Consider the following 21274-nt stretch of genomic DNA (forward strand, 5'->3'; position numbering starts at 1 on the left):
CTTCTCATTCAACCCGAGAACACAAAACCGTTATGGAGCGCCGACTACCGTTGAAGCGCCCCATGCCCCGCGCCACCTTCCCCTCAAACTGACGACGGGGATTATGATGGACGCCATTTCGACTTTCCGTTTCGCCGTGCTGCTCGCAGGGGCCGCTGCTTTTGCAGGTCCAGTCCTCGCCCAGACTGGGGACGTTGTCAGGACGCAGGAAGTTTCGGTTCGTGTCGAGAAACTCGCCGAAGGACTGGAGCATCCCTGGGCAGTCGAGGTCCTGCCTGATGGCGGCTATATCGTTACGGAGCGGCCGGGACGACTGCGCATCATCCGCGATGGCAAGGTTTCCGACCCGATCGATGGCGTGCCCGAGGTCAGCGCACGAGGTCAGGGTGGCCTGATGGATGTCGCCCTCTCCCCGGATTTCGCGACCAGCCGCAAACTCTATCTGACCGCCGCAACCGCCAACAACAGAGGCTCTGGCACGGAGGCCTTCAGCGCCACGCTGTCATCAGATGAAAAGAGCCTCGAAAACGTCACGCCCATTTTCACCATGCGGCTTTTTACCCGCGGCAACATACAGTACGGCTCGCGCATCGCAATCGCGCCCGGCGGTTCGCTGTTCATCAGCGTCGGCGACCGCGGCAACCGCAATCGTTCGCAGGACTGGAAGGATGACGCCGGCTCCATCGTCCATCTCAATGCCGATGGCAGCATTCCCGCCGACAATCCCTTCAAGAATGGCAGCAAAGCCCTGCCGGAGATCTGGTCCAAGGGCCATCGCAACCCGCAGGGCATCACCTTCGACAGCGCCAACGGCAAGCTCTACACCGTCGAGCATGGCGCACGCGGCGGTGACGAGATCAACAATCCCGAGCCCGGAAAGAACTACGGCTGGCCGATCATCACCTACGGCCGCGACTATTCCGGCGCCAAAATCGGCGAAGGAACAGCCAAGGAGGGCCTGGAACAGCCGCTGCACTATTGGGATCCGTCGATCGCTCCGGGCGCTCTCGTCGTCTATCGCGGCAAGATGTTTCCGGAATGGAACGGCAATTTCATCGTGGCGGCCCTGAAATTCCAATTGCTGTCGCGCATGCAGCGGGATGCAAGCGGCGCCTTTACCGCCGAGGAACGCATGTTCGAAGGCAATTATGGCCGCATCCGCGATGTCATCGTCGCCCCCGATGGCGCACTGCTGATGGTGACCGACGAGGATGACGGCGAACTGCTCCGGGTTTCCCGCGCCGAAAACCGGGCCGGCTAAAGCGCACTTCGCAATTCCCTGCGGATCACGAATTTCAGCCCCGACCATGTCTCGTCGACGGCGCAGACCTTGACGTCGACGAGCCCGGTCGGCAGCAGGATCTCGCGTAGCGCATCCTCGGTGATGCTGGTCGGCACTTTCGAACTCTTCTTCGGCCAGGATATCCAGACCATGCCGTCGGGCCTGATGGCCCGAAGCAGCCCAGTGGCCATCTCTTCCAATGGCGCGCGCTGCGTTTCGAAGACATGAATATAATCGAACTGCCGGCAGGAGCCGGGCGGCAAGTTATGCTCGACCGAAGCAAAACCTTCAAAACCATCAATCTCGGTCAGCCCGTCGGGAACATTGATGAGCAAGGCAGCCTGCCCTGGCTTCAATCCCAATTTCCTGATGAGCGGCGTGCCGAAATATCCTACGGTCACTGGCGCTTCCATATGAGCGGCCATGCCGCCGGGCCGCCGTCACCTCCGGCATCGCATTCTTCCTTGATCCGCACCTCCTCGAGAACAAGAAAATCCTTGCTGCCCGGCTCAGCAGCGCGCCAGACATAGTAGCTGCCACAATCGCCCATGCCTCGCCCTTTCAGGAAGGAGGTAAAACGCCCCTCCACCCTATCGTAACGGATGTTGAAGGCCATATCGCCGGTCGTTTCCGAAAACTTCAGCGGGAAGATCGCCCTGGAAATCTCTTCACCGTAACCGCCATAAAGCGCGAACGGCATATTATAGGCACCTGCCAGGCCGCACGGTAAGATGATCAGCCTCTTTCCTCCGGCATCGACAACTTCGAAGGCATCGCCATAGGCAAGGCGGCTCTCTTCGATATGACACTCGCGATCCTTGGGCTCGATGTCTGCCCGCACCGCCTTTGGGAGATCGGCAAAGTGCAAAATCGGCCGCACGGATGAGGATGTCTCGGCCGACGCTTCCCCGAGCCCCGACACAACGATTACCGTCACAACGGCAACTCTCCGCACCCCCATGCGCACGCCTCCAAACCGTTTGGCAAAACCTCGTCCTTGCTCAAAAGAAATGCAACTGCTAACCCACAAAGCATAACTCCTAGACGCTTCCCCAACATTGAGGGTGAAATGACGCGCGTTCAAGCGAACCTCCTTCTATTGCTTGCAGCCGCCATCTGGGGCGGAGGCTTCGTCGCCCAATCGACGGCAATGAATGCGATCGGCCCCTTCTGGTTCATCGGCCTGCGTTTCGCCATCGCTGCACTCGCCACTCTGCCCTTCACGCTCCTTGAAGCCCGCAAAGTAAAAGTCGCCACCAGCCGCAGACACCTCGGCCTCTATCTGATGATCGGCCTTGCGCTCTTCGGTGGCGCATCGACACAGCAGATCGGCCTGCAGACGACGACCGTCACCAATTCCAGCTTCATCACCGGACTGTATGTGATCTTCGTGCCGTTGATTGCTGTTTTCTTCCTCCGTCGCTCGCCGCACTGGGTCATCTGGCCGGGCGCAATCATGGCCGTATCAGGCATTTATCTTCTCTCGGGCGGCCAGCTCTCGTCGCTCACCGTCGGCGACCTGCTCACAGTCGTCTGCGCCATCTTCTGGTCCGTCCAGATTACGCTTGCTGGAACGACGGTCGCCGAAACCGGCCGGCCTCTTGCCCTGTCCAGCGCCCAGTTCGCGTTTACGGCAGCCTGTGCACTCATCATCGCCATGATACTCGAACCGATCAGGCTGACAGATATCCGCGCAGCAGCGCCCGAAATTCTCTATGTCGGCATCTTCTCCTCCGGCGTCGCCTTCGTGCTGCAGGTCATCGCCCAGCGCTACACCACGCCGTCGCAGGCGGCGATCTTCCTCTCCGCCGAAGCGCTGTTCGGCGCCACGCTCGCCGCACTTCTCTTGGGCGAAAGCATGCCGCCGCTCGGTTATGTCGGTTGCGCACTGATGTTTACCGCTATGCTTGTAGTCGAACTCGTGCCCGAAATGACCCGCCGCCGCGCGCAAATGGCCTGAACACGCGTCCATTTGTGGGGCATTCAGGACCATCTAGAAATTTTTTTATGCTGGTGACAAGACGCGCTATCGTTGCATTTTTGGTAAATTCTGCCCGGAACTTATATTGCAGACGATATAAAACGTTAATCATTTGCTTCTGAGGGAGGATTTTTTGCGTTTTCGTGAAAACAGGCCAGATTTGCGGGTGTGTTCTTAGCAACACGTTAAAAAACTTTTGCTTGCCAAAATCCTTCAAACGCAGCACTCTTCGCGCGTTCGGGCATTTTGCGAGCATGGGAAGTCCTTAAGAATTTGCGCGCCGGAAACGCTAATATTCCGGTCAGCCGGTTCCAAAAAACAGCAGGCGATAAGTCCTGTCTGGAGCCGGCGGAGGTAGAGGGGACCTTTTTCTCACATTTCAAGATCTGCCTGCAGCGTCTTCGCAAGAAGGCAATAGCGTAATGCTGCCCGTGTGGATGGCGGGCGGAGACAAAAGGACCTGAGGCATGGCCGAGACTGGCACTGTAAAATTCTTCAATACCGACAAGGGCTTCGGCTTTATCAAGCCGGACAAGGGCGGCGCCGATATCTTCGTTCACATTTCTGCCGTTCAGGCTTCCGGTCTGGCCGGTCTGACGGAAAATCAGAAGGTAAGCTTCGACACGGAGCCGGATCGCCGCGGCAAGGGTCCGAAGGCCGTCAATCTGCAGATTTCAGGCTGACCCTCGCAATAGGCATGGAATTCGAGTTGAAGCCCGGCAGCGATGCCGGGTTTTGTCGTTCAGACTCCATTCAGCATGGCAGCACTAGGTTCAGAGCCATAGAGAAGGGACCGCTTCCGGTTCCCGATACTGGGATTTTACGCCATGAACAGGCTTGCAAAGACCATTCTTCTGACGGCAACTGCCGCTGCCCTGACCCTCTCGGCCATCGGCGAAGCCTCGGCTGGCGACCGCTACTGGCGTCACGGCCACGACCACGGCAACGATGCACTCGTTGGCGGCGCTGTCGGCCTTGCCACGGGCCTGATCGTCGGCTCTGCCATCGCCAATGCCAATAACGGCCCGGTCTACGAAGAGCGCCGCTACATCGACCCGCCGGTCTATGAGCCGGAATATGCTCCGCCGCCGGTCTATCGCGCGCCGCGTCCCGTCTATTCCGAGCCCGTCTATTCCGAGCCGGTCTATGGTCGCCCTGTCTACGGTCGCTCGGTCGGCGCCATGGAACCCTGGAGCGCTCAATGGCAGCGCTATTGCTCCTACCGCTACCGCAGCTTCGATCCGCAGAGCGGCACCTATGTCGGCAATGACGGTCGCGAGCACTTCTGCGTCGCAAGCTGATAGACAGAAAACACCCTGACGAAAAGCGCCGCCACAGAGCGGCGCTCTTCTTTTGTCGATACCTCAATCTGCCTTCTTCTCCCAGGGCATCAGCTTGGCACCTCCGCCCTGTTCGAAATCGGTCGACTGGCTGATGACGCGCCATGTGCGATCGGCCTCCATTCGCGCGGCATCCGCCTTTTCTACCGCTGCAGCCGCATCGCTGCCGAGCAGCAGTCGCAACGGCGGCGCATCGAGCGAAGCAATGTGCAGCACCACGGCAGCCGCCTTGTCCGGATCGCCGGGCTGGCGGCCATTATAGTTGCGCTGGTAGTCTGCCATGGCACCGACTGTTTCGGCATATTCCGGACGGCCTTCGAAAAGAGCCGTCGAGGAGCCGGCGAAATCCGTGCGGAAGCCGCCGGGCTCGATCACTGTCACCTTGATGCCGAGCGGTCCGACCTCCTTGGAGAGCACTTCGGAAAAACCTTCGACGCCCCATTTCGCCGCCGCATAGGGTGCACGCCCGACAGGCCCGATCCTGCCGCCGACGGACGAGAACTGGATGATATGCCCTGCCCCCTGCCCGCGCATGACCGGGATCGCCGCCTTGGTCATGATGATTGTGCCGAAGAGATTGGTCTCGATCTGCGCCCGGAAATCCGCAAGGCTCGTATCCTCGATCGGCGCAACATTGCCGTAACCTGCATTGTTGACCAGCACGTCGAGCCGGCCGAATGTTTCGACCGCGGTCTTCACCGCAGTCTCAGCCGCCGCCTCATCTGTCACATCAAGCGGCAGCGCAACAACGCGTGGGCCATACGCTTCGACGAGATCGACAAGTTGAGCGGGATCGCGCGCCGTCGCGACCAGCTTGTCACCGGCCTCAAGCACGGCATTGGCCGTCGCCCGCCCGAGGCCGCGCGAGCTTCCTGTAATCAACCAAACCTTCGACATGGAAACCTCCTTTTCGGTTCTCGCTTCATTTAGGATCTATTGTTTCCATTAGAAAGAAGGTACCTTACAGATCTATACACACCTGAAAGTAACTGAGATGAAAGACGACATCTTCGATTTTTGCCGCAACATGAGCGACGAGCAGGATGCGCGGGCGCGGCAAATGCTGGAACGCGCCGCAGCCAAGTGGCCGTTGCGCGTCCTGCACGTGCTTTCGGAGGCCGATGGCCCCTTGCGGTTTTCAAGAGTGCTGGAACGGGTGGAGGATATCAGCCAGAAGGTGCTGACCCAGACGTTGCGTACGCTCGAAAGCGACGGCCTCGTCATCCGCACACTCTATCCGCAGGTGCCGCCGCGCGTCGAATACGAGCTGACACCGCTCGGCCGCGAGCTACTGACACAGGTCGTCTCGCTCTGGCGCTGGATCGTCGTCCACCTGAATGAATTCGATACCGCCAAACCGGCTGCAAAAGGCTAGGCCGGAATACGCACCGTTGCCCTCAATCCACCAAGCGGGCTGTCGCCAAGTGTGATATTACCGCCGTGGCTGCGCGCGATATCCCTCACGATGGCAAGCCCGAGACCGGTGCCCGAAGCATCGAGATTGCGTGCGCTATCCAGCCGGAAGAACGGCTTGAACACATCCTCCCGGTACTTCTCGGGAATGCCCGGACCATTATCGTCGAAAACGATGGTCAGCCACTTTGCGCTGTGCCTGACCTCGACATTGAGCGTGTCGGCATAGCGCCTTGCGTTGGAGGCGAGATTGGTGACGAGCCGCAGGAAGGCGTTTGGCCTCACCGAGACATGATCCTCGCCCTCGATGGAATAGGTCAGCGTCTTGCCGTGCAACTCGAAATCGACTTCAAGCTTCTCGAAGACCTCGCTGAGCTTCAGCTCTCCGACATCCTCCTCCACCTCGCCCTTGGCAAAGGCCATATAGGCCTCCAACATGGTCTGCATGTCGTTGACGTCTTCATTGAGCCCGGCAAGATCAGGATTGTCCCCGGCGAGCGCTAACTGAAGCTTGAAGCGTGTCAGGATGGTCCTGAGGTCATGGCTGACGCCTGAGAGCATCGCCGTGCGCTGCTCGATCTGCCGCTCGATACGCTCACGCATCAGGATGAAGGCAAGACCTGCGCGCCGGACTTCGTCGGCCCCTCGCGGATAGAAATTGTCGGCCTTCTGCCCCTTGCCGAAGCTTTCCGCCGCCCGCGCCAGATTGAGGATCGGCCGGATCTGGCCGCGCAGGAAGAGGATCGAGATCGCGATCAGCACCAGTGACGCGCCGACCATCCAGAGAATGAAGATATGCGTATTCGATGCATAGGCCTGGCTGCGTTTCGTGATGACGCGCAGGATGCGGTTGTCGAGCTTGATGCGGATCTCGATGAGGTTGGAATTGCCGACCGTATCGATCCAGAACGGACGGCGGATTTCCTCGGTGATCTCGTCGCTCAGAATGCCGTCGAGAATCGAGAAAAACGGCTTTTCGCGCGGCGGCGGCAGATCTCCATCCGGCTCGATTGAAATCTGCAGGTTGAGCTGATCGCGGGCAATGCGGGTTATATCGCTATAATCGGTATCCTGCGGAAAGGTGTCGATGATCTCGATGATGGCGGCGATATCCCGGGTCACGGCTAGCGACAGCCGCTCCGTCACCATCTGCCAGTGACGCTCCATGAAAACAGCGGCAATGACCGACTGCAAAAGCACCATCGGAATGATGATGATGAGCAGCGAACGCGTATAAAGGCCTGTCGGCAATCGCCGGCGCAGCCAGCGCACAAACCAGCGCCAGCCGGGTGCAGGGGAGCGGTCTTCCCGCCGCAAGCTGTCGAATGTCACCATTTGCGCCGGTCCCGAACCTGTCGTTTCAGTCGATGCTCAGCCTATATCCGATGCCGCGCACCGTCTGCAGCCAAACCGGATTGGCAGGATCGTCCTCGATCTTGCGGCGCAGGCGGTTGATCTGAACGTCGATGGTGCGTTCGCCGACTTCCGCATCGTCTCCGATCAGCTCGTGCCGTGGGATCGTGTCGCCGGCCCGGCGGGCAAAAAGCAGCATGATCTCCTGCTCGCGATCCGTCAGGCGGATCACTTCCGCCGCCTTCTTCAGCTCCTTGCGCGTCAGCGAGAAGGTGTAAGGCCCGAACATGATCTGCTCGATCTTCAGCGTATCACCGCCGCTGTTGCGCCGCAGGATGTTGTTGACACGCAGAACGAGTTCGCGCGGATCGAAAGGCTTGGGAAGATAATCGTCGGCGCCGGCTTCAAGCCCAGCAATACGGCTGTCGGATTCGGCAAGCGCCGTCAGCATGATGATCGGCACGTTCTTCACGGCCCTGAGCCCGCGTGTCACCTCGATGCCGGATTCGCCCGGCATCATCACGTCCATGATGATAAGGTCGAAATCGAGCCCCGCGAGCTTGCGCTGCGCCTCCGCCCCATCGGAGGCAATGGTCACACGAAAACCGTTTTCCGTCAGGTAGCGGTTCAGGAGCGCGCGGATACGGGTGTCGTCGTCGACGACGAGAAGATGCGCCGCGTCATCGGAAATGCCTGTTTTCACCGCCATTCAATCCGCCTTCTGTCTGTCTCGCATGCCTCTGAGGAATGCCTTTACGCCCTCCCGCGCCTCCGGGGAAGCTTCCTCGAATGCCCGTTCAATACGGCGTGATTGCGGCTCGGCAAGCGCCAGTGCCAGATCCCTGCCCGATTTGGTAGGATAGAGTTTGCGCTGGCGGCGATCCTCCGGGCCTGCCACCTGCCGAATATAGCCTGAATCGATCAGTTGTTTCAGCACTCTTGCGAGGCTCTGCTTGGTGATCTTCAGCGTATCGAGCAGATCGGCGACCGTCATGCCCGGATTGCGGTTGACAAAGTGCACGACACGGTGATGCGCCCGTCCGAAGCCACTCTTTTCGAGAATGGCGTCGGGATCGGATACGAAGTCGCGATAGGCGAAGAAGAACAGCTCGATGATCTCGAAATCGATGATGCCGACATCCTCCATCGGCGTGGCCAGCGGCTCAGGTTTGCCTGCTTTCGAGCTGGTCTGTCGTGGCACTCGGCATTTCCTCTCTCTTGGCGCGATGTCAGCAACGTTTTCATAAAAATATGCCAGCCTTGGTGACATGAATTTACGTCGCCGATAGCTTCCCTGAACTTTGGGGGAGCCCCCGCACGGACTGTTCTTTTCCCGAAAACTAAAGCCCGCCCGACAAATCTCCAACGCAACGCGCAGTCTCCCCTTGCGACAGTGGATAGAACGTAATGGGGACAACAATCAACAGACATGGTGCAAACGCGCCGGAGGAGCAAGGTCTCCAAACTCACCGAACACAATCAGCGCCTGCGCAAGTCGCCGAGATCCTCGGCTTCAAGATGCCCTTACTCCGTCGTGAAGCTGGACACGGCAACGATCAAACGCCTGAAGCGCCAGCCCTTCCCACGCTCACGTGCAGCCGATCGCGAAGCGCGCCAGCAAGATGATGGATGTTTCCTCCCAGGCGAACTGCATCAACATGGCAATTGCCATTTAACAGTGGGACAATGACTTCAACCCGGCCGAAAAGCCGAAGAGCATCCGCCTCGATATGGCGAGTGTCGACGTTTCGATCCAAAGACGGTGCCGAGTTTCTCCAAGGCCGCCGGTCTCTACATTATCGCACCATCTGCAAGCATGCGGCCGAAGCCAAAGGCTACAGCGCCGCGCGTCTTTTAAGAGGCGCAAAGGACGCTGTAACACTTTGAGTTTCTGCATAATTTTGTCCTTAAATCGATTCCGATTTAAGGAATTATGCAGTAGGCAGATGCAATGATGCTCGACTATCGCGGTCAAGTGGCCGAGGCGACCGGCGCCAATTTCTCCTTCGTCAAGGACGGCGTCCTTCATACGCCACCCCGAATTGCCTCTCAGCAGCATCGCCGCCGGATCGAACTCACCAAGCACCATGGCGTTGAAGTCGTCGAACGGGAAATCTTCCTGAAAGAAGTGAGAGCCTCTGCGAGTGCTTCCCGACCGGCCTGGCCGCGGAAGTCACCCTATATCCGAAATCAACCGTATCGCCTCACGTCGGAGACGATCTCGGGAACGCTGACGAACGACCACATGGGGGAAATCTATCCGGCCTCTGCAACCGCCGAATAAGACCTCAGCCAATCATGCCACCGGCCAGGCGCTTACGTCTACCGGGGCGTTTCGTTGTCCAGCGTCCAGAGCGCTCGAACCTTCAGCGTGCCTTGGCCATGACCAGCCCGGCGAGCGTCGAAAGGATGCCGCCGCCGATCAGCCCGCCGATGCCATCGGCGATCAGCCCGGTCATTGCCGCTTCGCCACCGAGCATGCTGAGCAGCATGCCGCCGCCGATACCGCCGATAGCGCCCGCGACCGTGCGGGCAACGACGTTGATGGCCTGCTGCTTGAGAGCAGCACTTGCGATATTGCCCCCGACAGCACCCGCAATCAATTGTGTGATGAGCGGAAGTAGCGCTTCCATAATTTCCTCCTATGGCGATCTCCCCGATCGCCGACTCATGCCATCACCAGATGACATATTGGAATATTATCATATTCAGGAGGAGAAGTGGAGAATTCGGGCAACCCAGGCGAGAGCTTGTAGGATCGGCCGGGCGGATACGCCAGCTTTCTTCGTCGTGCCCGGTCTTGTCCCGAGCAGCTGCCATCGCCGATCCGCAGCAGATATCAGGCACGAGGCAGAGGATGACGCCAAGTGGAGGGCGAGGCCTTCGACAAACCGAAGGCGGCCGCATGGCCGCCTCTCCCCTTCAGCTTATTGATAGACGTAGACGATGCGGCGCGTACCCGGATCGACCAGCACCGGCCGGTCGTTGATGCGGACATAACGATACTGGTAATCCGGGATCGTCTGGAAGGTCACGTCGGCGGGCACTTGGGCACCGACGACGACATCACCGCCAAGCTGCACGGCCTGTGTCGGGGTTGTGTCGATATAGGTGCGGACTTCGTCCGGCGGCGTGATGGCCTCAACTGAGCCGACCGGGCCGATCAACTCGTCGCCTGGTGCGGGCATGGGCTCTGCCGGCACGACGCTGGAGGTCGTTTCATAAGTCACGACAGGCACACCGAGATCGACGCGATGCTGCTCGACGATGACGGGCGAGCCGCCCTGATCGACCTGCAGATATTCGGCGTAGACCCAGCCGCGCACGCCATTCACGTCGACACGGCACCAGCGGCTGCCTTCGATACAGCCATCGAGCACGGCGGTCGAGCCGCGCGTGGCAAGACCGACGGAAGGATATTGCGGGCCGGGGCCGGAGCGGATGTTGAGGTCGTTGATGGACGTCGCCACCATGTCCGCCTGGGCGAAGCCGGCACTTGCGGCCAGAAAGGCGCCGGCCAGCAGAAGGTTTGTCTTCGAGGTCATTATAAGGTCTCCCTTGTTGTGATGGGCTGACAACGCGTAGGTTGCGAGGATGTTCCGCGGCACACGAACGGGCTGGCGAACGGCACGAGGAAATCCTCGATAAGCATCTGAAAAAATGGAATAAACCCGCCGGAGAGCATCACGACCCACCCTCTGAAAAGCCGATAAATTCCTGTTGCGGCTTGTCTTTTTCGCGTGAGTCTGCCGAAAATTCCGGCTGCCTTCGATTGCGTTTGCGCCTATAGAGACAGGGCATTGAAGACGCGAAGCGAGGCATTCATGGGCATGCTCCAGGCCGGTATCATTCCGGTGACACCCTTCCAGCAGAACTGCACCATTCTCTTCGATCCCGATACGAAGGAAGGCGTGGTCGTCGACCCCGGCGGCGATGTCTCGCTCATTGCGGGCGTGATCGAGGAGCACGGCCTCAAGATCAAGGAAATCTGGCTGACCCACGGCCATCTCGATCATGCGGGCGGGGCCAAGGAGCTCAAGGAAAAGCTCGGCATCGACATCGTCGGCCCGCATGAGGACGATCTGCCGCTCCTGCAGCGCATCGAGACTCAGGCCGAGAGATATGGCGTGCAGGGCCTTCAGAACGTCACTCCCGACCGCTGGCTGAAGGATGGTGACAAGGTCTCCTTCGGCTCGCACGAATTCGAGGTCTATCACACGCCGGGCCATGCGCCCGGCCACGTCATCTATTTCAACCGCGCCCAGAACTTTGCCCATCTCGGCGACGTGCTCTTCAATGGCTCGATCGGCCGCACCGACCTGCCGGGCGGCAATCATCGCCAGCTTCTCGATTCCATCCGGGACAAGGTCCTGCCGCTCGGCGACGACGTCGGCTTCATCTGCGGACACGGCCCCGGCAGCCGGATCGGCGATGAACGCCGTAATAATCCCTTCCTGCGGGAGATCTGAGCATGAAACACATGGCCTGGCTGAACGCGCCGCCCTTGTTCGAGGAACGCGACGGCGCCCTTCACGTCCGCTCCGGCGAGAAGACCGATTTCTGGCAGGGCACCTATTACGGCTTTCACCGCGACGACGGCCACTTCCTGCATGAAAGCCGAAAGGGCGACTTCACTGCCGAGGTCACCTTCTCCGGCAATTACGAAGCGCTCTACGATCAGGCTGGCCTGATGATCCGCGCCCATGAGAAGCACTGGATAAAATGCGGCATCGAATATACCGATGGGGCCAGGCATTTCAGCACCGTGGTCACCAACGGCAATTCCGACTGGTCGGCTTTCCGTATCGGCCATGATTTCGATGCGATCTCAGTGCGCGCCACGCGCAATGGCGATGCTATCTTTATCCAGTATAGCACGGATACGATGGACGAATGGCGCATGGCCCGCCTCGCCTGGTTCGATCCCGCTTTCGAGATCGTGCTGGTCGGCCCCGTCTTCTGTTCACCACAACGCGCCGGTTTCGAAGCCGTCTTCCACAATTTTACGCTGACCGATCCGCTGTCTCGCGATATCCACTGAGTCCTTGCCTACGGCGCGCGCCGACGATGACTCGCGTCGGCTTGCCTACATCAGCCTCTGACCGTTCGGTACCGGACGTTCGACCGCTGCAAGCACGATGTCGCACTTCTCGTCAGCAAAACCGAGTGTGAGCACTTCCGAGCGGAACGGCCCGATCTGGCGCGGCGGAAAGTTGAGGACGGCGAGGACCTGCCGTCCGACGAGCCGCTCCGGTGAATAGTGGACCGTGATCTGCGCCGAGGATTTCTTCACACCGATTTCGGAGCCGAAATCGATCAGCAGCTTGATTGCCGGCTTGCGGGCTTCTGGAAAGGGATTTGCTTCGATGATCGTGCCGACACGGATATCGACGCGCTCGAAATCGGCAAAGGTAATCTCTTCGGCCATGGTCGTCTCTCAGCCGGCGAGTTCTTCGGCGCGCTTGCGAGCTGCCGCGAGCGCCTGGTCGAACAGCGGCTGCATGCCATCTTCCGCCATCAGCACGGAAAGCGCAGCCGCAGTCGTGCCGCCCGGGGAGGTCACGTTCTGGCGCAGGCGCGCAGCGTCGTCGGGGGACTGGTGCAGCAGCTCACCAGCCCCCGCGACAGTTTCCCGCGCAAGACGCATGGCAAGGTCCGCCTGCAGGCCAAGTTTACGGCCCGCTTCTGCCATACACTCGACGAGATAGAACACATAAGCCGGCCCGCTGCCCGAGAGCGCCGTCACGGAATCGATATCGGATTCGGCGGGCACCCATTCGACAGGGCCGGAAACACGAAGAAGAGCATTGACGCCGTCACGCTGTTTAGCGCTCACACGCGAATTGGCAAAGGCGCCGGTCACACCACGCCCCACCATGGCAGGCGTGTTCGGCATCGCGCGCACCATGGCCGCTTCGCCGAGATGTTTTTCGAGGAAGGCCAGCGTCTTGCCGGCAGCGACCGAAACCACCACCGTCTGAGGTCCCACCACGCTTTTGACCGCCGGAAGCACGGCTTCCATCACCTGCGGCTTTACGGCAAGGAACAGCACGCCAGCCTTGAGACCGGCAGGAGCAGTCGTGACATGGGAGGCACCCGCATCGGCAATCGTCGCCAGCATCGCCGGCGACGGACCGGGATCGACCACGACCACGGAGGAGCCCGGAACACCGCTCTTCAGCCAGCCGGAAAGCATCGCTCCGCCCATATTGCCGGCACCGATGAGAACGACCGGATTGGCGGCGGAAAAGGCATTCGCAGGCATGTTTTACGCCTCACCGACGGTTTCAAAGAGGACCGCTTCCATCGCCTTGTTGGCTTCCATACCGGACCAGACGACGAACTGGAAAGCTTGATAATAAGCTTCGCAGGTATCGAGCGCGCTGGAAAGCAGAACTTCCACCTGGCGGTTGGTGGGCTCGGCACCGCCGGCAAGCAGCAGCGACTGGCGGAAGATGACGACATCTTCCTGGCGCCACAGGTCGAAATGCCCCATCAGCACCTGGCCGTTGATCGCCGAGAGCAGCTTCACCACCTCGTTGACCCTGATTTCGGGAACCTTGATGTCGAAGGCGCAGCCGAGATGCAGCGCCTCGAATTCCTCCATCCACGAGAAAGAGACGTGATAATCGGCCCAGCGGCCCTCGACCGTCATCGCAATCTCGTCTTCGCCGGAGCGCTCGAATGCCCAGTCATTGTTTGAAGCCACGTACTCGATCATGTCGACCGGGTTCGACTGACGTTCGACTTCCAATTCCATAAGGCTCATGCAGCACCTTCTTGACCGGCATAAATGCGGCCTAACTTCGTGAAGAACACAAAACGAGACACACGCAATACCGGAAACCACCACTTGGATGATCGCTGAACCGCTGCCAGACTAACGCAGTGAACCTGCCTGGAGCTTACCAATTCGCTTCGAATCATCATTTAAAATCAGTCTATAATGCCCCTTGCGGCCTGCCAGCCCCCTTCTCGGAAATTTGGCCGGGCCCGCTGTGGAAAGCACTTATGGAATCAGATTCAGCGGGGGAGGTAAAAGACTCTGCCCATTGGCTTTTTTGGCAGTGTCCACAGGCAGAAAATCACACCCGATTTTTTTCATCCAGGATGCGGCATGTAACATATGGGCCACGCCGCACCTTATACAGCATCTTGTGTAACGCAGCGCTTACTTGCCCTTTGCGGCAAGCTTGGCTTCGAGCGCGGCGATGCGGGCGGCAAGAGCCTCGTTTTCGTCACGCGCCTTGATCGCCATTTCGCGCACGGCTTCGAATTCCTCGCGCTTGACGATATCCATGCTGTTCAGCCAGCGTTCGGCATGAGCATTGAACGCCGTCTCGATCTCTTTGCGCACGCCCTGCGCAGCACCGGCGGCATCGGTCATCAACTTGGCGAATTCATCCATGATGCGGTTCGTTCCGGTCGTCATGGCGTATTTCTCCCTTCGCACGATGTGAATGTCAGGCATTGCGGCCACTGAAAATGGAGGTAGGGCTTCGCCGTTAAGGATGCAAGCGCTTTGCATGGGATAAGCCCCTTCGCACTGGCCCGTGGCGAACAATGCACTTGACCGTCGGAGATCGCGGAGCCATGTTCCGCGCATCTCAACGGGTGGGAAAACCTTGCCGATAGCTGCTGATCTTCTTGCTATAATGCCTTTCCCTAATATCGACCCGATCGCTTTTTCGATCGGCCCGCTGGCGATTCACTGGTATGGCCTGGCCTATGTCGCCGGCATCCTGCTCGGCTGGGTCTATGCGCGCCGCATCGCTGCAAACGATGCGCTCTGGCCGAACAATACCTCGCCCATCACGAGAGCACAGCTCGACGATTTCATCGTCTGGGCAGCCCTTGGCATCGTCCTTGGTGGCCGCATCGGCTACATCCTCTTCTACGATCTCGGCGCCATCATCGAAAACCCGATCCGTGCCATCCAGATCTGGAATGGAGGCATGTCCTTCCATGGCGGCCTGACCGGCACGGCGATCGCCATGATCCTCTTTGCCCGCCGCAACCGTATCCCGATCTGGAATCTCTTCGATATCGTTGCGACGGTCGTGCCCTGCGGCCTGTTCTTCGGCCGCATCGCCAATTTCATCAATGGTGAACTCTGGGGCCGGCTGACGGATATGCCATGGGCAGTCGTCTTTCCGACTGGAGGCCCCTTCGCCCGCCATCCAAGCCAGCTCTACGAAGCCGGCCTTGAAGGCATCGTGCTGCTCCTCGTCCTTGCCGCCCTCGTCTATGGCGCCAAGGCGCTGAAAAGTCCGGGCCTCATCACTGGCGTCTTCGTCTGCGGCTACGCGCTCTCGCGCATCTTCGTGGAATTCTTCCGCGAGCCGGATGCGCAGCTTGGCTATCTGCTCGGCACCAACTGGCTGACGATGGGCATGGTCCTGTCCTCCCCAATGATCCTGCTCGGCCTTTGGGCGATCTTCCGCGCCCGCCGTCAGGCGGCTGCCTTGCAGCACTGAAGCTACCGGAACGGCTGCCATGACCACCGCTTTGGGCGAAAAGATCAAGACGATCATCCAGGCAAACGGGCCGATCAGCGTCACCGACTATTTCTCGCTGTGCCTTGCCGATCCCGAACACGGCTATTACCGCACCCGCGAGCCATTCGGCCGCTCCGGCGATTTCGTCACTGCGCCTGAGGTCAGCCAGCTTTTCGGCGAAATGATCGGCGTTTTCGTCGTCCATGCCTGGCAGCGCCACGGCACACCGGCCGGCGTTCGCCTCGTCGAGATCGGCCCGGGCCGCGGCACGATGATGGCCGACATGCTGCGCGTGATTTCGCGCATCGCCCCGCCGCTCTTCGACAACGTGACGATCCATCTCGTCGAGACCAGCGAACGCTTGCGCGATGTCCAGAGCCAGACGCTCGAAGCCTATAACGGCAAGGTAAGCTGGCATGCCGGCTTCGACGAAGTACCGCCGGGCTTCACGCTGATCGTCGCCAACGAACTCTTCGACGCGATCCCGATCCGCCAGTTCGTGCGCACGCCGACCGGTTTCCGCGAACGCATGGTCGGCCTCGGTGCCGATGAAGAACTGACCTTTGCGGCGGGTGTTGCCGGCATCGATCCGGCGCTGCTGCCGGAGCCCGCGCAGAACGTGCCCGTCGGTACACTGTTCGAGATCTCGCCTGCGCGCCAGGCAGTCATGAGTGCCATCTGCGAAAGGCTGCGGGCCTTCAGCGGCACAGCACTTGCGATCGACTACGGCCACCTTGTCACCGGCTTCGGTGATACGCTGCAGGCTGTGCGCATGCATGAGTTCGATCCGCCGCTTGCCCATCCCGGCGAGGCTGACCTGACGAGCCATGTCGACTTCCAGCAGCTTGCGGAAACGGCGGCCTCCAGCGGCCTCCATATCAACGGCGCGCTGCATCAGGGTGATTTCCTGACCGGTCTCGGCATTCTGGAGCGCGCTGCCGCGCTCGGCCGCGACCGTGAGCCGCATACACAACAGATCATCCAGGCTGCGGTCGACCGACTCGCCGGTGCGGGCGAAGGCCGCATGGGCGAACTCTTCAAGGTGCTGGCCGTCTCGCATCCGGCGATCGACCTGATGCCGTTTCGCCCGGTGGATTGACAGACAGCGTCGCGCTCGACAACATCGCCACAGCTGACACTGCTTCGCCGGACGAGATCTGGTCAGGATGATGTCGATGCCTCTCCAAAAGCCTGGAATATCACATGACAGACGCGGCCTCTCCAGCACCGATCGAAAGCGCGCTGCTGAACGAAGCAGCCGGCGGCGCGATCCGCCATGGCTATTTCACCCGCGCCGGCGGTGTATCTGAAGGCATCTATCGCGGCCTCAATGTCGGCCTTGGCTCAAATGACGAGCGCGACAATGTGCAGGAGAACCGCAGGCGCGTCGCCGCTTGGTTCGATCTGCCGATCGAACGGCTTGCGACCGTCCATCAGGTCCATTCGCCTGACGTCGTCACCATCGGGCCGGACTATGACGGCCGGCGGCCGGCGGCCGATGCAATGGTCACGGCAACACCGGGCATCGCGCTTGGTGTGCTGGCAGCCGACTGCGGTCCGATCCTATTCGCAGATCCCGAAAACCGCGTGATCGGCGCTGCCCATGCGGGCTGGAAAGGCGCGCTGATGGGTGTGCTCGAAAATACGATTGACGCCATGGAGGCACTTGGCGCGGCCAGGGACAACATCGTAGCCTGCCTCGGCCCCTCGATCAGCCAGGCAAGTTATGAGGTCGGCCCGGAATTCGTCGAGCGCTTCCTTGCCTATGATCCGGCCTACGAACGTTACTTCATGCCCTCCCCGTCAGTGGGCCACGCGATGTTCGACCTGCCGGGACTGACCGTCGAGCGGCTGAAAAACGCCGGCGTGCGCGCCGAAAGCCTCGGCCTCTGCACTTATCCCGATAGTGAGCGCTTTTTTTCCTATCGGCGAACCACACATAAAAAGGAGCCGGATTACGGCCGCCAGATTTCGGCGATCAGCATCAGGGAGATGTGAGCAGCATGGCACTTCATTTCGAACGGGCTGAATTCGCAAGCCGGCTTGCCCGCCTGACGGACAAGATGAAGGAAGAAAAGCTCGATGCCCTGCTGCTCTTCGCGCAGGAGAGCATGTACTGGCTGACCGGCTACGACACGTTCGGCTACTGCTTCTTCCAGACGCTGGTCGTCAAGGCTGACGGCACCATGGCGCTGATCACCCGCTCGGCCGACCTGCGTCAGGCGCGGCATACCTCTGTTATCGAGGATATCCATGTCTGGGTCGACCGCGTCAATGCCGACCCGACGATGGACCTCAAGAACCTGCTCATCGAAATGGACCTGCTCGGCGCCCGCATCGGCGTCGAATACGACACGCACGGTATGACCGGCCGCGTCGCCCGGCTGCTCGACGCGCAACTGACGACCTTCGGCCAGATCAGCGACGCCTCTTACCTCGTCAGCCGCCTGCGCCTCATCAAGAGCCCGACCGAGGTCGCCTATGTCGAGCACGCCGCCGTGCTGGCGGACGATGCGCTGGACGCAGCAATCCGCCTGACCAAGCCTGGTGCCGATGAAGCCGATATCCTCGCTGCCATGCAGGGCGCCATCTTCACCGGCGGCGGCGACTATCCGGCCAACGAATTTATCATCGGCTCAGGCGCAGATGCCCTGCTCTGCCGCTACAAGGCCGGCCGCCGCAAGCTCGACGCCAATGACCAACTGACGCTCGAATGGGCTGGCGCTTACGCGCATTATCATGCCGCCATGATGCGCACGATCGTCATCGGCGAGCCGACGCATCGCCACCGCGAGCTCTACAATGCCTGCCTCGAGACGATCCAGGCGATCGAGACGGTGCTGAAGCCCGGCCATACCTTCGGCGACGTCTTCGACATGCATGCCAGGATCATGGACGAACGCGGCCTCGCCCGCCATCGCCTGAATGCCTGCGGCTATTCGCTCGGCGCGCGCTTCTCGCCGTCCTGGATGGAGCACCAGATGTTCCATGCCGGCAACCTGCAACCGATCGAGCCGAACATGTCGCTCTTCGTGCACATGATTATTGCCGATTCCGATACCGGCACCGCCATGACGCTCGGTCAGACCTATCTCACGACCGGAGAAGCGCCGCGGGCGCTCTCGCGACATAAGCTGGATTTCATCGGCGTCTAAGCCTCTGCAATCACCGGCAAGAATCCGGAATTGACAGACAGGTCCCCCCAACCCCATAAATTCGCACGGGGCTGACGCTGACGTGGGAAGGACGAACCGAGGGATGACGCGAGTTGCGACTGCGCCCATGCTCCTGATCTGTCTTGCCTTGCTTTCTGCTTGCAACACGACTGACGCGTTGACGCTTACGCCGCCGATGGAAATCGGCGACTCCTCGATGAATCAGCGCTCGTCCGCACCGGTGACGCAAGGCGAAGCCGAGCGCATGGCCGGTGCGCCGCAACAAACTTTCCCGGCGGCACCCCGCCGGAACGGCTATACGCCAGCCTACAGCCAGCAGGCCTATCCGACCCAGCCGAACTACCAGGCGCAGGCCTACCGGCCCGGCACCGGTGCTCCGCCCACGACCATGCAGGCCCAGGCCGACGCTCTTTCCCGCGATGGTTCTTCGCCCGCCGCTTCCGGCCCCATCGAAAGCGAGTCACTGCCGCCACCGGCCGCCGCCGAGCAACCGGCGCCGCAGCAACCGACGCAGACAGCGGCGCTGGATCCCTCGGTTTCCTCATCGACCTCCGTGCGCGGCAACACCGTGCGCTTCCTGCCGATCATCGGTGCGCCCGTGCAGGCTGTCACACCGCTGTCGCGCCAGCTCGGCACGGAGGCCCGCGCGCACGGCCTTGCCATCAAGAGCTCGAACGACACCAGCAGCGACTATATTCTGAAGGGCTATCTCTCCGCTTTCAGCGACGAGGGCAAGGTCACCGTGGTCTACGTCTGGGACGTGCTCGACAATGCCGGCGCCCGGCTGCACCGCATTCAGGGACAGGAAAGTGTGCCGACGGCGGCGGCCGATCCCTGGGCCGGTGTGCCCGCTTCCGTGATGCAGCAGATCGCCTCCAAGACGATCTCGGAATTTACATCCTGGCGGCAAAGCCAGGGCGGTTAGTCACAAGCTTTTTATAAATATAAAAGTATGTGACGCCTTAGCCCTTGCATTCACCGGGAAGCTGGCTAAAAAGCGCGGCTATCAGCGCATAACAGGCGGACCAAAATGAAGGTTTTCGCAGGCAATTCGAACCGGCAACTCGCCGAAGCGATCTGCAACTATCTCAATGTTCCCTTGGGGAAAGCCAGTGTCCGAAGGTTTGCCGATCAGGAAATCTTCGTGGAAATCCAGGAAAATGTGCGCGGTGAGGACGTTTTCCTCGTACAGCCGACCGCCTTTCCTGCCAACGACCACCTGATGGAACTGCTGATCATGATCGACGCGATGCGTCGTTCGTCAGCCCGCCGCATAACGGCCGTGCTCCCTTATTTCGGCTATGCCCGTCAGGACCGTCGCGCCTCCGGCCGCACGCCGATCTCCGCCAAGCTGGTCGCAAACCTGATTACCGAAGCCGGTGCCGACCGCGTTATGACGCTCGACCTCCATGCCGGTCAGATCCAGGGCTTCTTCGATATACCCACAGACAATCTCTTTGCCCTGCCCGTTCTGACGCGCGACATCAAAAGCCATTATGACCTCAGCAACGTCATGGTCGTCTCGCCCGACGTCGGCGGCGTGGTGCGCGCCCGCGCACTCGCCAAGCGCCTGGACTGTCTTCTGGCCATCGTCGACAAGCGTCGCGATCGGCCGGGTGAATCCGAAGTCATGAACATCATCGGCGACGTCACCGGCAAAGACTGCCTGCTGATCGACGACATCGTCGATTCCGGCGGTACGCTTTGCAACGCGGCTGATGCCATGCTTGCCAAGGGCGCTTCCAGCGTCACCGCCTACATCACCCACGGCGTCCTCTCCGGCGGCGCGGTCACCCGCGTCACCTCCTCGAAGCTGCGCGAACTCGTCATCACGGACTCGATCCAGCCGACCACGGCCGTGCTCTCCGCCCACAACATCCGCGTCGTGACGACCGCTCCGTTGATCGGCGAAGCCATCAGCCGCACGGCCCAGGAAGAATCCGTCTCCAGCCTCTTCGACTAACAGAGCCGGCATTCGACCGGCTCTTTCGATTTAGAACTGAAAAGGCCGGCGCAGAAATCGTCGGCATCTTTCTGCCGCCTCTCCATTCCTTGGGCCGCAGTGGTTGCCGAGCAATAAAAGGCTCGTTACCGCAACAATTTTTAGACGCATCTACGAAATATCCCCATCCGCTGAAGTTGCGCGCATGGCGGAACATGAAGCTCGATGTCAATCACCCCGCATCGATAAAAGCTTTTGAAAACAAACTCTAATAGAGCCGTCTAGCGGG

At 60.3% G+C, this 21274-nt stretch carries 26 protein-coding genes; 14 read left to right on the forward strand and 12 right to left on the reverse strand.

Annotation, left to right across the window (positions count from 1 at the left end):
* Positions 1 to 106 precede the first annotated feature (106 nt).
* Positions 107 to 1261, forward strand: a complete 1155-nt coding sequence (locus KQ933_RS13420) for a PQQ-dependent sugar dehydrogenase (RefSeq protein ID WP_216755342.1) — start codon at positions 107 to 109, stop codon at positions 1259 to 1261.
* On the opposite strand, the gene KQ933_RS13425 is transcribed toward KQ933_RS13420, so the two are convergent.
* The gene (locus KQ933_RS13425) at positions 1258 to 1707 is read right to left on the reverse strand and encodes a DUF3052 domain-containing protein (protein WP_216755343.1); all 450 of its coding nucleotides are present in this window, start codon (positions 1705 to 1707) and stop codon (positions 1258 to 1260) included. The genes KQ933_RS13420 and KQ933_RS13425 overlap by 4 nt on opposite strands.
* On the reverse strand, positions 1680 to 2366 hold the full coding sequence (locus tag KQ933_RS13430) for a DUF1176 domain-containing protein (protein ID WP_216755344.1): 687 nt from the start codon (positions 2364 to 2366) through the stop codon (positions 1680 to 1682). The genes KQ933_RS13425 and KQ933_RS13430 overlap by 28 nt, the downstream gene beginning before the upstream one ends.
* On the opposite strand from KQ933_RS13430, the gene KQ933_RS13435 reads away from it, so the two are divergent.
* The 3 genes from KQ933_RS13435 (at position 2352) to KQ933_RS13445 (ending at position 4564) form a co-directional block, all read left to right on the forward strand.
* A complete protein-coding gene (locus tag KQ933_RS13435; protein WP_216755345.1) occupies positions 2352 to 3242 on the forward strand; it encodes a DMT family transporter in 891 nt (296 codons plus the stop codon). The two genes, KQ933_RS13430 and KQ933_RS13435, sit on opposite strands and share 15 nt — an antisense overlap.
* Positions 3243 to 3730: 488 nt before the next feature.
* Positions 3731 to 3946, forward strand: a complete 216-nt coding sequence (locus tag KQ933_RS13440; RefSeq protein ID WP_007824341.1) for a cold-shock protein — start codon at positions 3731 to 3733, stop codon at positions 3944 to 3946.
* A 144-nt stretch (positions 3947 to 4090) separates the two neighbouring features.
* A complete protein-coding gene (locus tag KQ933_RS13445) occupies positions 4091 to 4564 on the forward strand; it encodes a BA14K family protein (protein WP_216755346.1) in 474 nt (157 codons plus the stop codon).
* A 63-nt stretch (positions 4565 to 4627) separates the two neighbouring features.
* On the opposite strand, the gene KQ933_RS13450 is transcribed toward KQ933_RS13445, so the two are convergent.
* Positions 4628 to 5500, reverse strand: coding sequence for an oxidoreductase (locus KQ933_RS13450; protein ID WP_216755347.1), 873 nt, complete (start codon positions 5498 to 5500; stop codon positions 4628 to 4630).
* Between the two features lie 97 nt (positions 5501 to 5597).
* On the opposite strand from KQ933_RS13450, the gene KQ933_RS13455 reads away from it, so the two are divergent.
* Positions 5598 to 5978: a helix-turn-helix domain-containing protein gene (locus KQ933_RS13455; RefSeq protein WP_253958238.1), complete on the forward strand. Its 381-nt coding sequence runs from the start codon at positions 5598 to 5600 to the stop codon at positions 5976 to 5978.
* Here KQ933_RS13455 and KQ933_RS13460 read toward each other — a convergent pair.
* Genes KQ933_RS13460 through KQ933_RS13470 form a run of 3 tightly spaced genes read right to left on the reverse strand, consistent with a single transcriptional unit; the run spans position 5975 to position 8570 of the window.
* Positions 5975 to 7351: an ATP-binding protein gene (locus tag KQ933_RS13460; protein ID WP_216755348.1), complete on the reverse strand. Its 1377-nt coding sequence runs from the start codon at positions 7349 to 7351 to the stop codon at positions 5975 to 5977. The two genes, KQ933_RS13455 and KQ933_RS13460, sit on opposite strands and share 4 nt — an antisense overlap.
* Before the next feature lie 25 nt (positions 7352 to 7376).
* On the reverse strand, positions 7377 to 8078 hold the full coding sequence (locus KQ933_RS13465) for a response regulator (RefSeq protein ID WP_216755349.1): 702 nt from the start codon (positions 8076 to 8078) through the stop codon (positions 7377 to 7379).
* The gene (locus KQ933_RS13470; protein WP_216755350.1) at positions 8079 to 8570 is read right to left on the reverse strand and encodes a MarR family winged helix-turn-helix transcriptional regulator; all 492 of its coding nucleotides are present in this window, start codon (positions 8568 to 8570) and stop codon (positions 8079 to 8081) included.
* Positions 8571 to 9320: 750 nt separating this feature from the next.
* Here KQ933_RS13470 and KQ933_RS13475 point away from each other — a divergent pair.
* Positions 9321 to 9653 (forward strand): hypothetical protein, encoded by a 333-nt coding sequence (locus KQ933_RS13475; RefSeq protein WP_216755351.1) that lies wholly within the window; start codon positions 9321 to 9323, stop codon positions 9651 to 9653.
* An 82-nt stretch (positions 9654 to 9735) separates the two neighbouring features.
* Here the strand turns inward: KQ933_RS13475 and KQ933_RS13480 are convergent, their stop codons facing one another.
* Both KQ933_RS13480 and KQ933_RS13485 read right to left on the reverse strand, forming a co-directional pair.
* Entirely contained in the window at positions 9736 to 10002 is a 267-nt protein-coding gene (locus KQ933_RS13480; protein WP_216755352.1) for a hypothetical protein, read from the reverse strand.
* 294 nt (positions 10003 to 10296) lie between these two features.
* On the reverse strand, positions 10297 to 10914 hold the full coding sequence (locus tag KQ933_RS13485; protein ID WP_216755353.1) for a DUF1236 domain-containing protein: 618 nt from the start codon (positions 10912 to 10914) through the stop codon (positions 10297 to 10299).
* A gap of 279 nt (positions 10915 to 11193) precedes the next feature.
* Here KQ933_RS13485 and KQ933_RS13490 point away from each other — a divergent pair, with 279 nt between their 5' ends.
* Positions 11194 to 11838 (forward strand): MBL fold metallo-hydrolase, encoded by a 645-nt coding sequence (locus KQ933_RS13490; RefSeq protein ID WP_216755354.1) that lies wholly within the window; start codon positions 11194 to 11196, stop codon positions 11836 to 11838.
* A 2-nt stretch (positions 11839 to 11840) separates the two neighbouring features.
* Positions 11841 to 12410 (forward strand): DUF1349 domain-containing protein, encoded by a 570-nt coding sequence (locus tag KQ933_RS13495; RefSeq protein WP_216755355.1) that lies wholly within the window; start codon positions 11841 to 11843, stop codon positions 12408 to 12410.
* A 45-nt stretch (positions 12411 to 12455) separates the two neighbouring features.
* Here KQ933_RS13495 and KQ933_RS13500 read toward each other — a convergent pair whose 3' ends face one another.
* The 4 genes from KQ933_RS13500 to KQ933_RS13515 form a co-directional block, all read right to left on the reverse strand.
* A complete protein-coding gene (locus KQ933_RS13500; RefSeq protein WP_216755356.1) occupies positions 12456 to 12797 on the reverse strand; it encodes a tRNA-binding protein in 342 nt (113 codons plus the stop codon).
* A 9-nt stretch (positions 12798 to 12806) separates the two neighbouring features.
* Entirely contained in the window at positions 12807 to 13634 is an 828-nt protein-coding gene (proC, locus tag KQ933_RS13505) for a pyrroline-5-carboxylate reductase (RefSeq protein ID WP_216755357.1), read from the reverse strand.
* Positions 13635 to 13637: 3 nt separating this feature from the next.
* Complete coding sequence (locus KQ933_RS13510) at positions 13638 to 14138, reverse strand: YbjN domain-containing protein (RefSeq protein ID WP_007824374.1); 501 nt, start codon at positions 14136 to 14138, stop codon at positions 13638 to 13640.
* A 402-nt stretch (positions 14139 to 14540) separates the two neighbouring features.
* Positions 14541 to 14801 (reverse strand): accessory factor UbiK family protein, encoded by a 261-nt coding sequence (locus KQ933_RS13515; RefSeq protein WP_183731544.1) that lies wholly within the window; start codon positions 14799 to 14801, stop codon positions 14541 to 14543.
* 193 nt (positions 14802 to 14994) lie between these two features.
* On the opposite strand from KQ933_RS13515, the gene lgt reads away from it, so the two are divergent.
* The 6 genes from lgt (at position 14995) to KQ933_RS13545 (ending at position 21006) form a co-directional block, all read left to right on the forward strand.
* Entirely contained in the window at positions 14995 to 15846 is an 852-nt protein-coding gene (lgt, locus tag KQ933_RS13520; protein ID WP_216755358.1) for a prolipoprotein diacylglyceryl transferase, read from the forward strand.
* A gap of 19 nt (positions 15847 to 15865) precedes the next feature.
* Positions 15866 to 16966: a class I SAM-dependent methyltransferase gene (locus tag KQ933_RS13525; protein WP_216755359.1), complete on the forward strand. Its 1101-nt coding sequence runs from the start codon at positions 15866 to 15868 to the stop codon at positions 16964 to 16966.
* 104 nt (positions 16967 to 17070) lie between these two features.
* Entirely contained in the window at positions 17071 to 17865 is a 795-nt protein-coding gene (pgeF, locus tag KQ933_RS13530) for a peptidoglycan editing factor PgeF (RefSeq protein WP_216755360.1), read from the forward strand.
* A gap of 5 nt (positions 17866 to 17870) precedes the next feature.
* Positions 17871 to 19022 (forward strand): Xaa-Pro peptidase family protein, encoded by a 1152-nt coding sequence (locus tag KQ933_RS13535; protein WP_216755361.1) that lies wholly within the window; start codon positions 17871 to 17873, stop codon positions 19020 to 19022.
* A gap of 103 nt (positions 19023 to 19125) precedes the next feature.
* Entirely contained in the window at positions 19126 to 19968 is an 843-nt protein-coding gene (locus tag KQ933_RS13540; RefSeq protein ID WP_216755362.1) for a hypothetical protein, read from the forward strand.
* Positions 19969 to 20073: 105 nt separating this feature from the next.
* Positions 20074 to 21006: a ribose-phosphate pyrophosphokinase gene (locus tag KQ933_RS13545; RefSeq protein WP_183731561.1), complete on the forward strand. Its 933-nt coding sequence runs from the start codon at positions 20074 to 20076 to the stop codon at positions 21004 to 21006.
* Positions 21007 to 21274 lie beyond the last annotated feature (268 nt).

This window comes from Rhizobium sp. WYJ-E13, assembly GCF_018987265.1.
GTDB lineage: Bacteria > Pseudomonadota > Alphaproteobacteria > Rhizobiales > Rhizobiaceae > Rhizobium.